This is a genomic window from Stenotrophomonas sp. STM01 (assembly GCF_014852135.1).
In the GTDB taxonomy this organism is placed as follows: domain Bacteria; phylum Pseudomonadota; class Gammaproteobacteria; order Xanthomonadales; family Xanthomonadaceae; genus Stenotrophomonas; species Stenotrophomonas capsici.
Window position 1 is genome coordinate 243,050 of the sequence record NZ_JACVBA010000002.1, and the last position, 14,644, is coordinate 257,693.

13 protein-coding genes are annotated in these 14,644 nt (G+C 59.9%); 4 read left to right on the plus strand and 9 right to left on the minus strand.

The window, feature by feature from the left end:
• Positions 1-45 precede the first annotated feature (45 nt).
• Complete coding sequence (locus tag IB227_RS11080) at positions 46-1,443, plus strand: sigma-54 dependent transcriptional regulator (protein ID WP_192287456.1); 1,398 nt, start codon at positions 46-48, stop codon at positions 1,441-1,443.
• 97 nt (positions 1,444-1,540) lie between these two features.
• Here the strand turns inward: IB227_RS11080 and pilB are convergent, their stop codons facing one another.
• The gene (gene pilB / locus IB227_RS11085) at positions 1,541-3,271 is read right to left on the minus strand and encodes a type IV-A pilus assembly ATPase PilB (protein ID WP_132865378.1); all 1,731 of its coding nucleotides are present in this window, start codon (positions 3,269-3,271) and stop codon (positions 1,541-1,543) included.
• Between the two features lie 168 nt (positions 3,272-3,439).
• Between pilB and IB227_RS11090 the strand changes: the two genes are divergently transcribed.
• The 3 genes from IB227_RS11090 (at position 3,440) to IB227_RS18620 (ending at position 6,648) form a co-directional block, all read left to right on the plus strand.
• Entirely contained in the window at positions 3,440-4,297 is an 858-nt protein-coding gene (locus tag IB227_RS11090) for a glycosyltransferase family 2 protein (protein ID WP_192287457.1), read from the plus strand.
• Positions 4,290-5,459, plus strand: coding sequence for a glycosyltransferase family 4 protein (locus tag IB227_RS11095; protein ID WP_192287458.1), 1,170 nt, complete (start codon positions 4,290-4,292; stop codon positions 5,457-5,459). Before IB227_RS11090 ends, IB227_RS11095 begins: the two co-directional genes overlap by 8 nt.
• Positions 5,460-5,547: 88 nt before the next feature.
• Positions 5,548-6,648 (plus strand): glycosyltransferase, encoded by a 1,101-nt coding sequence (locus tag IB227_RS18620; protein WP_192287459.1) that lies wholly within the window; start codon positions 5,548-5,550, stop codon positions 6,646-6,648.
• Positions 6,649-6,659: 11 nt separating this feature from the next.
• Here the strand turns inward: IB227_RS18620 and IB227_RS11105 are convergent, their stop codons facing one another.
• From IB227_RS11105 to IB227_RS18630, 8 genes are all read right to left on the minus strand, one after another.
• Positions 6,660-8,057, minus strand: a complete 1,398-nt coding sequence (locus IB227_RS11105) for a hypothetical protein (protein ID WP_192287460.1) — start codon at positions 8,055-8,057, stop codon at positions 6,660-6,662.
• Positions 8,058-8,210: 153 nt separating this feature from the next.
• Entirely contained in the window at positions 8,211-8,882 is a 672-nt protein-coding gene (locus tag IB227_RS11110; RefSeq protein ID WP_192287461.1) for an NTP transferase domain-containing protein, read from the minus strand.
• Positions 8,858-9,460 carry an HAD family phosphatase gene (locus IB227_RS11115; protein WP_132865384.1) on the minus strand — a complete coding sequence of 201 codons (603 nt, stop codon included), beginning with the start codon at positions 9,458-9,460 and terminating at the stop codon, positions 8,858-8,860. Before IB227_RS11115 ends, IB227_RS11110 begins: the two co-directional genes overlap by 25 nt.
• On the minus strand, positions 9,457-10,218 hold the full coding sequence (locus IB227_RS11120) for a class I SAM-dependent methyltransferase (protein WP_192287462.1): 762 nt from the start codon (positions 10,216-10,218) through the stop codon (positions 9,457-9,459). Before IB227_RS11120 ends, IB227_RS11115 begins: the two co-directional genes overlap by 4 nt.
• A 16-nt stretch (positions 10,219-10,234) precedes the next feature.
• Positions 10,235-11,473, minus strand: a complete 1,239-nt coding sequence (locus IB227_RS11125) for an oligosaccharide flippase family protein (RefSeq protein WP_192287463.1) — start codon at positions 11,471-11,473, stop codon at positions 10,235-10,237.
• A gap of 233 nt (positions 11,474-11,706) precedes the next feature.
• Positions 11,707-12,069, minus strand: coding sequence for a prepilin-type N-terminal cleavage/methylation domain-containing protein (locus tag IB227_RS18625; RefSeq protein WP_192287464.1), 363 nt, complete (start codon positions 12,067-12,069; stop codon positions 11,707-11,709).
• Between the two features lie 74 nt (positions 12,070-12,143).
• Complete coding sequence (locus tag IB227_RS11135; RefSeq protein WP_192287465.1) at positions 12,144-14,009, minus strand: hypothetical protein; 1,866 nt, start codon at positions 14,007-14,009, stop codon at positions 12,144-12,146.
• 117 nt (positions 14,010-14,126) lie between these two features.
• Positions 14,127-14,489, minus strand: a complete 363-nt coding sequence (locus tag IB227_RS18630) for a prepilin-type N-terminal cleavage/methylation domain-containing protein (RefSeq protein ID WP_192287466.1) — start codon at positions 14,487-14,489, stop codon at positions 14,127-14,129.
• Positions 14,490-14,644 lie beyond the last annotated feature (155 nt).

Here is a 14,644-nt window from a genome sequence, read left to right on the forward strand (position 1 = left end):
TCGAATGTTTGGCGCAGGCCCCTCGCCTCGGCTATCGTTTCGCCCATGAATGCGACACATAGCGCCCTGATCGTCGATGACGAACGCGACATCCGCGAACTGCTGGTTCTGACCCTGGGCCGGATGGGCCTGCGCATCAGTACCGCGGCCAACCTGGCCGAAGCGCGGGAGCTGCTGGCCAGCAATCCGTTCGACCTGTGCCTGACCGACATGCGCCTGCCCGACGGCAACGGCATCGAGCTGGTCGCCGAGATCACCCGTGATTACCCGCGCACCCCGGTCGCCATGATCACCGCCTTCGGCAGCATGGACCTGGCGGTGGAAGCGCTGAAGGCCGGCGCCTTCGACTTCGTCAGCAAGCCGGTGGACATCAACGTGCTGCGCGGGCTGGTCCGCCATGCGATCGAACTGAACAATGCCGCCCGGCCGAGCACGCCGCCGCCGCCGGAGAACGCCACGCGCCTGCTCGGTGGCTCCGCTGCCATGGACGAGCTGCGCGCCACCATCGCCAAGGTCGCGCGCAGCCAGGCGCCGGTCTACATCCTCGGTGAATCCGGCGTCGGCAAGGAGCTGGTGGCCCGCACCATCCACGACCAGGGCGCGCGCGCGGCCGGCCCGTTCATCCCCGTCAACTGTGGCGCCATCCCCGGCGAGCTGATGGAGAGCGAGTTCTTCGGCCATCGCAAGGGCAGCTTCACCGGCGCCCATGCCGACAAGCCCGGCCTGTTCCAGGCGGCCAATGGCGGCACCCTGTTCCTGGACGAAGTGGCCGAACTACCGCTGCAGATGCAGGTCAAGCTGCTGCGCGCCATCCAGGAGAAGTCGGTCCGCCCGGTGGGTGCCTCCACCGAAGTTCCGGTGGACGTGCGCATCCTGTCGGCCACCCACAAGGACCTCGGGGCGCTGGTGCAGGATGGCCGCTTCCGCCATGACCTGTACTACCGCATCAACGTGATCGAGCTGCGGGTACCACCGCTGCGCGAGCGGCGCGGTGACCTGCCGCAGCTGGCCGGCGCGATCCTCGACCGGCTGGCCCGTTCCCAGAACCAGAAGCCACCGGTGCTGTCGCCCTCGGCGCTGGATGCCCTGGCCGGCTACTCCTTCCCCGGCAACGTACGCGAGCTGGAAAACATCCTCGAGCGCGCCCTGGCCCTGGCCGACGGCGACACCATCGACGCCAGCGACCTGCGCCTGCCCGCGCCCAAGCCGGCCAGCGTGCTGCAGCCCGAAGGCCCTGGCGCGGGCGCCGCGGTCACGGAAGAGGCGGTCATCGACATCGATCCCTCGGGTGCCGCCCTGCCCTCCTACATCGAGCAGATGGAGCGCGCGGCGATCCAGAAGGCACTGGAAGAGAACCGCTGGAACAAGACCAAGACCGCCGCCCAGCTCGGCATCACCTTCCGTGCCCTGCGTTACAAGCTGAAGAAGCTGGGCATGGAGTAAGCATGCTCCGTGCCGGGCAGCGACCGGCACCACCGACAGCAGAACGCCGGGCACTGCCCGGCGTTCTGCTGTACGACAGGCAGCAAGCAGCCGCCGATCAATCCTTGGTGACGCGGTTGATCTCGGCCAGGCTGGTCACACCCTGCGCGGCCTTGAGCAAAGCCGACTGGCGCAGGTCGTTGACCCCGATCTTCTGTGCAGCGTCGGCGATGTCCATGGCGTTGCCACCCTGCAGCACGATCGCGGCGATCTCGTCGGTCATCGGCATCACCTGATAGATACCGGTACGGCCCTTGTAACCTTCCGTGCACTCATCGCAGCCCACCGGCTCGAACAGCTGGATGCCCTCGTCCAACTGCTTCTGGGTGAAGCCTTCGGCCAACAGCGCGTTCTCCGGCAGGTGCGCCGGACGCTTGCAGTTGGAGCACAACCGGCGGGCCAGGCGCTGGGCGATGACCAACGTCACCGACGAGGTGATGTTGTATGGCGCGATGCCCATGTTCATCAGGCGCGCGATGGTCTGCGGGGCATCGTTGGTATGCAGCGTGGACAGCACCATGTGGCCGGTCTGCGCGGCCTTGATGGCGATCTCCGCGGTTTCAAGGTCACGGATTTCGCCCACCATGATGATGTCCGGGTCCTGTCGCAGGAACGAGCGCAGCGCCGCGGCGAAGGTCATGCCGCGCTTGTTGTTCTGCTGCACCTGGTTCACGCCAGGCAGGCGGATTTCCACCGGATCCTCGGCGGTGGAGATGTTGCGGGTATCGTCATTGAGGATGCCCAGCGCGGTGTACAACGACACCGTCTTGCCCGAGCCGGTCGGGCCGGTGACCAGCACCATGCCATACGGTTTGTGGATGGCCTCCATGAACAACTGTTGCTGGACCGGCTCGTAGCCCAGTTTGTCGATGCCCAGCTTGGCGGCGCTGCCGTCCAGGATACGCAGCACGATCTTTTCGCCGAACAGGGTCGGCAGCGTGCTGACACGGAAGTCGATCTGCTTGGTCTTGGACAGGTTGAGCTTGATACGGCCGTCCTGCGGCACCCGCTTTTCGGCGATGTCCAGCTGCGACATCACCTTCAGGCGTGCCGCGATGCGCTGGTTCAACTTCACCGGCGCCTTGGCCACGGTCTTGAGCAGGCCATCGATGCGCAGGCGGACGCGATAGTCATCTTCGTAAGGCTCGAAGTGAATGTCTGACGCCCCCTTCCGGATCGCATCGACGAGCACCTTGTTGACGAACTTCACCACCGGCGTGTCGTCGCCCTTGGCATCGATGCCAGCATCACCGCCTGCACTACCCTCCTCGTCCCCGACGGCGACATCGAGGTCGCCAATGGCCTCGTCGTCCCCTCCCAGACTGTCCCCAAGCGACTCATTACTGGCCAGCCACAGGTCCAGGGTACGGCGAATCTGCTCCTCGTCAACGAGGATCGGCTCCACCACCAGATTGGTATGGAACTTGATCTCATCCAGCGACTGGGTCGGGTTGCTGGTACCCAGGAACAGCTTGCCGCCACGCCTGAACAGCGGCAGCACCTGGTGCTTGCGCAGCAATTCCTCGCTGACCAGCTTCATCGCGTTCTGGCTGGGATCGAATACCGACACGTCCAGCAGCGGCATCCCGAATTCCATGGCATTGGCGGCGGCCATGTTCGCCGCGCTCACCAGCTTCTTCTCCGCCAACCATTGGCTCAGCGGCATCTTGGCCTCGGCCGCCTGGGCCATGGCCGTGCGGGCGGTGGCTTCCTCCAACGCCCCATCCTGAACCAGCCGACGGGCGATGCCCGTGATTCCGACGAGATTGGCAGTGACTGCAGCGTTCATGAGCTTCCCCTGGGCCGGACCCTAACCTTGGCAATTGTACGCATGCCGGCGCCCCAGGCCAGCGTCCGCATCAGGCCGATACTGGCCCGGCCCCCGGCGTTCCTGACCTCCCCCCTTCCTCACCAACCCGGCTACTATTGCCGCGGGGAGAACTACCGGTAAACGCACGTGCCAGAACTGAGCATCATCCTGCCCGCCAAGAACGAGGCCGAGGGGCTGCGACGCACCCTGCCCGCACTGCAGGCAGCGTATCCAACGGCAGAGATCATCGTGGTCAACGATGGCTCCACCGACGAGACCGCGATCATCGGCACCCAACTCGGTGCAAAAGTGCTGACCAGCCCCTACTCGATGGGCAACGGTGCCGCGATCAAGCGCGGCGCGCGCGCTGCCACCGGGGGGATCCTGGTGTTCATGGATGCCGACGGCCAACACAGCGCCGAACACATCGCGCGATTGTTGGCCAAGCTGGACGAAGGCTATGACATGGTCGTGGGCGCCCGCGACAGCGACGGCCAGGCCAACTTCCACCGAGGTCTGGCCAACGCGTTCTACAACAAGCTGGCCAGCCATATGACCGGGCATCGGATCGATGACCTGACATCCGGCTTCCGCGCAGTCCGCGCCGAACGCTTCCGCGAGTTCCTGCACCTGTTGCCCAATGGCTTCAGCTACCCGACCACCAGCACGATGGCCTTTTTCCGTAGCGCCTACCCGGTGGCCTACGTGCCGATCCCGGTCGCCAAGCGCGTAGGCAACGGCAGCCACATCCGACCGGTCAAGGATGGCATTCGCTTCCTGTTGATTATTTTCAAGATCGCGACGCTGTACTCACCGATGAAGTTGTTTGGGCCAGTTGCTCTTGGCTTCTTCATGGTCGGCTTGGGTTATTACGCCTACACCTTCGCGACGATGCATAGATTCACGAACATGAGCACATTGTTGTTCAGTGCTTCGGTAATTATTTTCCTGATCGGCCTGGTCTCCGAACAGATCACCAATCTGACGTATCGACGCGATGCCTGAAGGACGCCGCCTGCGCATTCTGGTGATCACCCGCAACCTTCCACCTCTGATCGGCGGCATGGAACGGCTCAACTGGCATCTGCTTGATGAACTATCGGCAGACGCAGATGTAAAGGTCATCGCCCCCAACGGAGCGGCGCAGCTGGCTCCGCGAAAGGTGATCGCGACGACCGAGGTTCCACTGCGTCCCTTGTGGCGCTTCCTTGCCAGCTCCATTTGGCAGGCCGCGCAACAAGCCCGCCATTGGCAACCAGACGTCGTCATCGCTGGCAGCGGATTGACTGCCCCCATTGCCCTGCTCGCGGCCAGCGCCTGCAGGGCAAAATCATGCGCCTATGTCCACGGGCTTGATCTCACGGCCAAACACCCGGTCTATCGAGCATTCTGGTTGCCAGCCATCAGATCGCTCGATCTTCTTGTTGCCAACAGCCGTCCAACCGCCGAGATCTGCCGCCGTGTTGGTGTTGACGAGTCGCGCATCAAGGTGATTCATCCGGGGGTGGATCCACCGCTGGAAGAGACCTGCAGACCGAAAGATGATCAGATCAACGCCTTTCGTGAGAAGCATCGCCTCAAGGACAGCAGAATCATTCTTTCGGTTGGCCGTCTCTCCGCGCGCAAAGGCTTGCGGGAATTCACTGCGCTGTCGCTGCCCCAGATCGTGCAAGCCATTCCAGATGCCCTACTCCTCATCATCGGCGATTCACCGAACAACGCCTTGCACGCAGAGCCACAGTCGATGGAGTCCATCCAAGCTGCCGCCGATGCGGCCGGAGTGGGGAACAACATCCGATTCACCGGTGTTGTCGCCGAAAGCGAACTCAATATCGCTTACGGAATCGCGACCGTCCATGCCTTTCCGGTTCGCAACATCCCCGGAGACCTGGAAGGATTTGGCATGGTCGCGGTCGAGGCGGCCGCACATGGGCTACCCACCATCGCATTCGCCAACGGCGGCGTCATCGACTCGGTTGCCGAGGGATACTCCGGCCATTTGATCACCGCCGAAGACTATGCCGCCTTCGCCACAGCAATCATACAAACGCTGCGATCCCCACAAATCAGCTGCGAGAACTGCATGGAATTCGCCGGCAGGTTCGCGTGGCCGGAGTTTGGAAAGCAGCTGGGATCCGCAATTCGCTCCGTCCAATCGAACAAGTAAGGCCAACCCATCCGGCCGAAGGTGAACCGAATCGCGGCCACCTGGCACCGCGTCCACCTGATGATCAGAACGCCCCCAAGAGGAAAAGGTGAAGATCCTATTCATTGGCAAACGATTCTATACGAATCGCGATGCCGTCCAGGAACAGTATGGCCGCATTTACCAGCTGCCTAGCTTCTGGGCCAAGGCAGGGATGCAGACATCGCTCTGGCTCATCGACTATCACTCCAAGGACGTCGTCAATCGAACGGAGGGACAACTCCGGCTGAAATCCACTCCGATCTTCAGTCGCGCCTCCCTGAGCGAATGGCATGAGATTAGAAGCTCCAGCAAACAGGTCCAGTTCGACATTGTTGTCGCAAGCGGTGACTGTTACATCGGATTGATGGCATATCGCTTGGCGCGGCGCATCGGCGCCAAATTCGTTTTCGACGTTTACGACAAGTACGATGAGTTCCGGGCATACCGGAACCTGCCTGGCTTCAATCTTTTCAAGCACCTGCTCGATCGCGCGGACGGGCGCATCTTTGCCAGCCGACCGCTCATGGCGCAGTTGCAACGCGCGACTCACAATCACCTGACCCTGAATGGAATTGATGAGGCACTGTTCACACCAAGTGACATGTCCGCTAGCAGGGGGGCGCTCGGACTACCCACGACCGGCATCCTGGTTGGCTATTTCGGTAGCATGACTGCGGACCGGGGCGTCACCGACCTGATCGCTTCGGCCAAGATCCTGCGTGACAAAGGGCATCCCGTCGAACTGATTCTGGCTGGCCGGAAGGAGCATGCCCTCGACACATCCATTGAAGGTGTTACCTATCTGGGCAACCTCCCTGTGTCGCAGGTGCCGTTGGCGATGTCTTCCTGCGACCTCCTTGCCCTTCCCTATCGAAGCTCGCCCTACCTCGACATGGCATCCTCCTGCAAGATTACGGAGTACATCGCCATGCGAAAGCCAGTCGTAGCCACCCTCACACCCAACTTCTCCGGCAATTTCCCGTTGCAGGCCCGGCAACTGGATGGCCTGCTGGCCAGCCCGGGTGACCCCGCCAGCATTGCCGAGGTAATTCTGAAGCAACTCGAATCAGCCACGTTGCTCCAAATGCCGGAGGGCGCTACGTGGCAGGAAATATCCGCCGACACCTTGGAATTCCTGGCAACCTTACCTCCACCAAGAGGGGCATAAAGCGAACGTGCTCAACGCTTCCCGAGACGCCGAGCAAGATCCATCAAGCCAGGATGTCTCTTGACCCCCTCGCCAAGACTGACCCGCAATCCGTTGAGTCGACGGCGCACGGCCTTTTCCCATCCCGGTTGCTCTGCTTTCTCGGCGCGCAGGGATCTCAGCCCAACCATCAACTTGTCCAACACTGGCGGGATGCATGTCGGCGAATTTGTACTCCCCGGTTTCATCCGGACATCGCTGAGCTTGCGATCCACCTTCATTGCCCCCCTTTTTGTTCGGGACGGCCGAGCCGAAGAGGAAACCTCTCCGCAAAGCTCGAGCATCAACTGCGCGACCCGCTGGCCAGCGAATCCATCCAGCATCGGAAGGTGATCTGCCAATGCGTGCTCAAGACCCGTTACATCTACGGCCCCGCTCTGGACCAGGTGGATGAAGCCTGCAACTTCAGCTGATGTGCTCGCCCGCGCGTAGTGCGCGACCAACCGGGACGCTTCCTCATTGAAGGGCTCCCCTTCAACATTCACCAGGGAAAGAATTGGCTTTCCCGTCGCCAGATACTCCAATAGGAACGACCCGACGTCGGTAAGCAGAGCATCCGAAGCGTTGAAAGCATCCGCATGATCAGCCGATTCATCAAGGGCAATGCCTAGCGCCGCCAGCTCCTCGCGTAGCGTCGAAACTTCATCCTGATCCAGCAAACCCTCTGCAACGATTGCGGGAAACAACCCTGGATGAGGTCGCCATATCAGGCATAGTTGCTCGCGTCGCGAAATCGCGAGCTCAAGCAACTCCGGCCCCAGCAGATCGAACGTCGAGAAATTGCCCCCGTGGGAGCAGGACTTTCCGAAACTGAAATGCGAATTCCAAAGAATCGCGCATCGCCCGCCAATGGCATCCGACAACCAACCCGGCACAGGCCGCGACAGCGCTTCCATCAGGTGGTCGAAACGGGGCTGGCCCAATACGTGAACATGCCCGTCGCCACGCGGGCAATGTCTGCGATAGAGCGATTTCTCGTGCTCCGATCTTGCAATAACCGCTGTCGCTTGAATCTGCGTTGGTTGTGAGAACTGCAGCTTCAGATTCTTCCGCCCACCCGCCATCACCAATCCATAAGGGATGTAGAGCATGATGGGAATCACCTGCTTCAGCCGATCGACCCACAGCTGCCTCGGCCGATCCCGGTCATAGGGGTGATTCAGAACCACCACGTCGAACTGGTCCGGCGAAACAACTTCACCTTGCGCCCATTCATGAAATGGAATCCCGTCGCTGGCGAGCACAGCCCGCATCAGGGGCAATTTCTGCTGCGAAACAGCCGGATTTTCGATGCTGTAAGGCAGCACCCACACCTCTGAACTGAAAGCATTTCCATCACGCATCGCCAACCACAGCGATGCGAGATTCACCCACGCTTCCGGCCGCTGAACCAACAAGAGCACGCGTAAAGGAGCACCAGGATGCCGTCCCGGCTCGCCAACGGCGCGAGTGGCTTTATCCTGACTCACACACACCTTCTACCCGCGACATCGACGAATGCCACTTGACGCGACGCCAGATCATCACTCACGTCGCGCTCGCTTACTCATGAATTCCTCCGCAGCCATAAGATCCCCCGGCGTATCTACTTCGTGCAGGTCCAACAGGCAGGCCGGCAAAGGCAACTGAGATTCAAGCGCCTGATAGACATATCCCGACGCTTCCTCCAGCCGCAATGGTGGTCCAGAGAAAACATTGGCCCATTCGTAACTACTGTCCAGCCCTCTGCCGAATGCTGATATCTCCATCTCCCCCTGCATTCGGCTTGAGATCTCAGCAAACACCGCATTCTCGCTTTTGGCCTGAGTCACCCCGACGAGGGTTCGCACACTCGCGGCTTTTTCGACGAATCCGGCCAGCGATAACTCATCGATGATCAGGTCGCCGTCCAGATACAACACTTTTGAAAGAAAGCCTGCGCTTCCCAACGAGATACTGTAGGCGGTATTGGTTTCCCTGAAACGAGGATTCCTGATCAGGATCACGTCGCGATGATGACGGGCGCAATACTCAGCAACCATTTCCTCGCGATAGCCGATGACAACATGGATGCGCGACACCCGTGACTCCAGCGTCTCGATCAGGCGCGAGAGAATGGTCCTTCCGTCCACTTCGATCAAACACTTGGGCAAACCCATCCCCAACCGTGAACCGAGCCCTGCGCAGGCGATTACAGCACCTTCAACAGCTTGCATAACGCCTCCGGCGAATTAATGAGCATCGTAGCCGCAGCCGCCGTCGCCGGCACCGGGGAGTGCACTGCACCGTACGCGATGCCGATATCAGCTTCTTTCAACATGGGAACATCATTGGCACCGTCCCCAACGGCAACATACCGCCGATGCCCCCCGAGGGCGCGCAATGCACGCATGGCCGCACCTTTATCGAGAATATCCTCAAGCCGTAAGCGCCCTTCATCCTGCCTTGCCCTGGAACATATCCAACGACACTTCAGACGACTCATGAGAGGCCTCAACCAAACATCAAGATTTCCAGTGACAATGAAACAGTCATCGACACGCTCATTGATGAATTCAACTAGCGAGGGCTCAAGCGTGACCGACTCGACGATCGCATGCACCCTCGCTACCGGCACCTGCCCCAGGATAAGGCAGCGCAATCGCATGGAATCAGAGAAAGGGATGTAGCCTTCCATCGTCAATCGCGTGAGTGTCGCCATCTCATCGGCAACATCAAGTTCCGAGGCGATACATGGCAGCAGCTCGGTAGTTGTAATCGTGCCATCAAGATCAAAGCAGAAAGCAGTACTCACGAAATCCGCTCCATGAGGAACCACATCTGCCGGGTATCGCTTCGATTATTGAGCCAGGGCTCGTCGTACACACCCCCCGAACCGACCAGCTTGAAGCGCACACCTGGCATCTCCTGCTGAATCAATCGCTCGAGCTCTTCATGAGTCCGGTAGATGGCACTGTACTGCTGTTCCATCTCTTCCGAATAGTGTTCCGAGATTGTCAGCCGCATCCCCACCCCCATCGGCTCACGAAACATCACAAGGCCGCCCGGCGCAAGTATGGCTGCCATGTTCCTGATTGCCCGACGCACTTCCGCATCGTTGAGGTAGATCAGCACACCCGCGCACAGCACCCTGTCAAAAGGCCCAGTCTCATCCAGTGCATCCAGCGAGAAATCATCGGCTGCCATGACGCTGAAGCGGCAATTGGAGGAATCCGAAAACTGCTCACGCGCATAGTCCACGAGCCCAGCACAAGCATCGATCCCGTGATACCAAGCACTCCTTTGTACTAGTTCACTGGCCCAGCGCCCCGTTCCACACCCGACGTCCAATACACGCTGAGCCCCATCAAGACGTAGCAGCGGAAGCAACTTGGCCTTTTCAGCGATATCCCTGCCCTGCGCCAACTCGGCGTTCTTCTCTTGATAGATCACCGCGTGCAGGGGGCCGATCGATGAAATCTTTCCGGCGCGCTCCTCGAAGAAACGCGTTACTGCCTTCGTATTGATGGCGGGGCTGCCAGGACACCCCGACTCGGAATAGGATCTCGTCATTTACTCGGACTCGCTTTCATTTCATTCCCCTTCTTGGCATCACGACACGAACGACCAGCACCGAACCGATGACCGCCATTGTCCACTCAGCGGATATTACGGCCAACGGCAATCCCAATGCCCCAAATCGCTGAGTCAACACCACCCCGGCAAGCCCAAGGATCACCAGGCCTCCCATCTCGAAGCCGACACGCATCCACCGCTCGCCGAAGGCCATCAGCGAATTCCCGACTACCTGCCTTATCGCCATTCCGGGAACCGCAAGACATAACCAGCGAACAACTTCGCCGACACCTGCGTACTGCACACCGAAAAAAACATCCAGCAACGGGGCCGCGAGCCACAGTGCCACAGCGAGCACAAGGCTGTACATGAATGCGCATGCGTACATCCATATGAAAAGACGGCGAGTGGGTCCAGAACCACGATCCTCACGAAACAATCTCGGCAATGCGGAAAGCACCATTGCGGAAACTGGCAACGTCGCCGCCCCGACCACCCTTGCCGCAGCGGCATACATGCCGGCAGCTCCCAGCGGCAACAGCTTTAGCGACAAGGCCTTATCAAGCTCACCTGGAGCAGCACGTGTGATGTTGATTACGGCATAACTGAATGCCTCCCCCCATCCACCTCTATCTGGCAAGCGCCATTCATCCACCTTCGGCCAGCGCCCTGGGAGAACACAGGCACCACAGAGCAGGGCCACAACGGAGGCAAGCAGGTAGCCTGCCCCATATACATCCAGAGGCAGCTCCGGCTGCACGATGAGGGTCAAGCCAGCGGCGAGAAGCCGCAGCAACATGGGCAGCAGCTGCAACAATTGCGCACCGGCAATACGCCCAAGCGCATGGTGCTCAGTTGTCATCAATGCAAAGAGGGGCTGCACCAAAAGCTCGGCAATGCCGATCATGGCAAGGACGTGGAAGGGCATGACCCGACCGAACAGATGGATAGTTGAAACGAGATAGACCGTCAACAAAGCACCGCCACACAACAGCGTGCAAGGGATCGCGCTACGAAGCACGATGAGACGGCGCTCAGGAGCCTTGGCAACCTCGCCCAGCAGCACCAACTGCATTCCAAAGGAAGACAACGCCCCCAGAATGACAGCCAATGCAGCAACACCGGCAAGCGCACCAAATTCCCGCGGACCAAGCAGTCGTGCAACCAGCAACAACGTCGCCGACTGCACCAGCAAACGCAATCCGAACACGACACTGGTGCGGATGGTACCTAACGCTATCGGGCCTTTCACGACTGTCCTGGTGCGACGGAAGAAGCTGGACTAGCCAGAGCCGCTGCTCCCCCTGAGCACGGCACCGGACTGGCGAAGGGCACCATCCGGGCACGCCCAAGCGCCTCCAGTATACGCAAACTCAACGCCTGCCCCGTCGTACGAGCGCCACTCCACGCCGTTTTCGGCAGACATCGATCTCCCGGATCACTGTCCGCACCGCAGCCCCTCCCCAGGTCCATCGAGCCCAGCGGCTAGTTTTGTAACGCGCACTGCCCACTACCCGTGTTGCAGTCCACGTCCCTCTTGATGGGTGCATTCCCACGCGTCAGGGAGTTGAATGTCACAGTACGCGGCGTTGCAAAATCACCGGTCGTCAATCCCAAGCTGGTGCTGGTATCACAGGCCTTGGCCTCATAAGCCGGCGGCAACTTGTAATCAGCCAATTCGATAACCGCCGTACTCATGTAAGCCCGCGCCTCAGCCAAGCAGCCAGCGTTCGCCGACCGCTGCGTGTAGTTTCGATACTGCGGCAGTGCGATGGCTGCGAGAATCGCAATGATGGCTACAACAATCATCAACTCGATAAGCGTAAAGCCGCTTTCATTCTTAGACATTTCCCTACTCCCCCAAAAAACACATACCCTTCACAAGCACAGAGCGTGCCAACCTTCGGAGACCACTCCGCCCGTCAGTTGGCGCCTCTCTTTGCAGGGATCAATTCGGAGGCACGTGCAACGACCTCCAACTGCGAGGCCCAGTCTGCCCGCCCCGCCTCCCTCAGCTGCTGCAGCATCCGTTCCACACCAGGGTCACCCACCCGGGAAAGCTCCACCGCACGGCGCAAGTACGCAAGCGCCAACTCAGGATGTTTGGTTTCATTGTGGATGTATGCGCCCACGCGCAGATTCTGCTCGGAAGTCAATTTGGATCGCGCGGATACGATCTCGATCAGCTCGATCATCCCATCAGGGTCCAGGCCGATACCCTTGTCAGTGTTTCCAAGCATTACCCAGAGAACGTTCTTGTTCTGCACACTCATGGGGGCTTTCCGCAATCGATCCAGCAGCCTCTCCCAATCATGGCTCGCGTCATCCCCACGCATCGTCTTGAAAATGACAATGTTCGAAAGCAGGGCTGCGGAATCCGTAGCCTCCACCCCTTTCTCGCTTAGCGCCAGCGCTCGGCCGAAGTCCGGACTGGCCGGATCAAGACCACTCCGTTTCGCATATACGCCGCTGAGCAACAGCCACGCACGCTCCGAGCGTGGCGCGAGCTCCACGCTCCTCTCGGCAAAGCGCAGCGGCTCTCCCCATTCGTACGACCTTGAAACCGTCGCCCCGACGAGCACCAACCCGACTATCGCCAGAGCCCAGAAAGCCACCTTGCTTCCTGCATGAGCAGCTCCTTCGCGACGCTCAAGCATACCCACGCAGGAGACCCCGATCGCGAGCACCAACCCGACCAGTGGAAAATTATTGCGGTGCTCGAACACCATCTCCAGATTCAGGACATTGCTCGAAATGAAATGCCCTGCAAAAAACAGGAGAACACCGAAGCAGACCAATGGCGCGCGGCGACGGAAACACCAGGCCAACGCTACCAATGCAACGATGAAAGCGAGGGCCAGGATCGTCGAAATTGGGGAAAATAGCCCACGCGAAATGACGAGATCATCGTAGTAAAAAGGCATCATGGAAGGCAGGGGAAGCACTATCTGCCCGCAGTACATCGCTAGCACGCGCCCTTGCGTCAACAATCGCTCCAGGCTGGAAAAGTCCCTTCCGGGATACACCCCCCAATGCCAGTAGTGCGGGACAACCACGCATAAATAGACCCCAGCACCGAGCAATGCGGCAATCCAATACCCTCTGCGCAGCATATCCTGCAAGCCCGACTGTGCAGCACGAAACTGCAGCACCGTGACTTCAAGCAGGAACGTAAACAAGGGCAACAGCGCAGAGTCTTCCTTGCTTGCGAATGCCAGAGCCCATAGCAACACCACAAGAACGCCGTAGTGTCGACTTGGCCTCCCCTCGATCTGCGCTTTACGCATCCCCAGGTACGCCCATAGCGCCAGTACAAGGAACAGCGTCCCCAACATCTGCATGCGCTGCACCACATACAACACCGTGGATACCTGCAGCGGATGGACGCCCCAAACCACCGCAAGCAACAGCGCCACACCGCCTGCCTTACGCGGCCCCCAGTTCGCCAGCAGAAACAACTGGCGCAGGAACAATGCCAGCGCAAGCACCGTCAATGCATGAATCAGGAGATTGGTGGCCTTGAAACTCCCCGCATTGAGACCAGCACGCCAGAAATCCAAGGCAAAACTGAGCATCGCCAGCGGCCGCGAGCCATTCCCGGGCTCGAAGCTGTAGGCCGCATTGAGCAGCCGATCAACAGAAAGATCCGACACATGGATCGCCACGTTCTCGACGATGTTCGGGTTGTCATCGAACAGGAACCCACCGCCCAAGCCAGGAATGAACACTCCAGCAGCGAGCAGGGAGAGCAGTACTGCAAGCAGGTGGTAGTGCCGTGCGGAACTCATCTATCCCCCTGCAAAACGCCATGACCACAACGGGATCCAGCATCCAGCGCGGAACCCGTCCTTTCGACAAACGAAAAGCGCCTTTCGGCGCTTTTCGATCTCCTCATCACCGGAGATTTACGGCTGCAGTTCGCACTGACCGCTGCCAACATTGCAATCGGTATCCTTCTTGATCTGCGCATTGCCCTTCGTTGCAGCCGCGAAGGTCACCGTCGTGCCGCCGTTGTAGGCAGCCTCATCGACAGTCGGAACGGTACCGGCCGGGTCACAACCCTTCGGAGTGTAGGGCGGAGCGGTGCGACCATCGGCCAGATTGGCAACGGCCGCGCCCATGAAGGCCTTGGCTTCAGCCAGGCAGGCACCGTTGGCCGAACGCTGGGTGTAGTTGCGGTACTGCGGCAGCGCGATGGCGGCCAGGATGGCGATGATCGCCACGACGATCATCAGTTCGATGAGGGTAAAGCCCTGCTGCTTCTTCATAAGTACATCCCCTAGAGGTGGAATTGTGAACATGGTTGCAGGCGAATGCCCGCCCCGCATGGGGTTACAAAGCAGGTTGCGTGCCAACTAGCCCAGCACCCCCTACTCCCCGCAGCAATGATGGCAGCATCCTGAAATAAGTGAAGCCCCCCGGC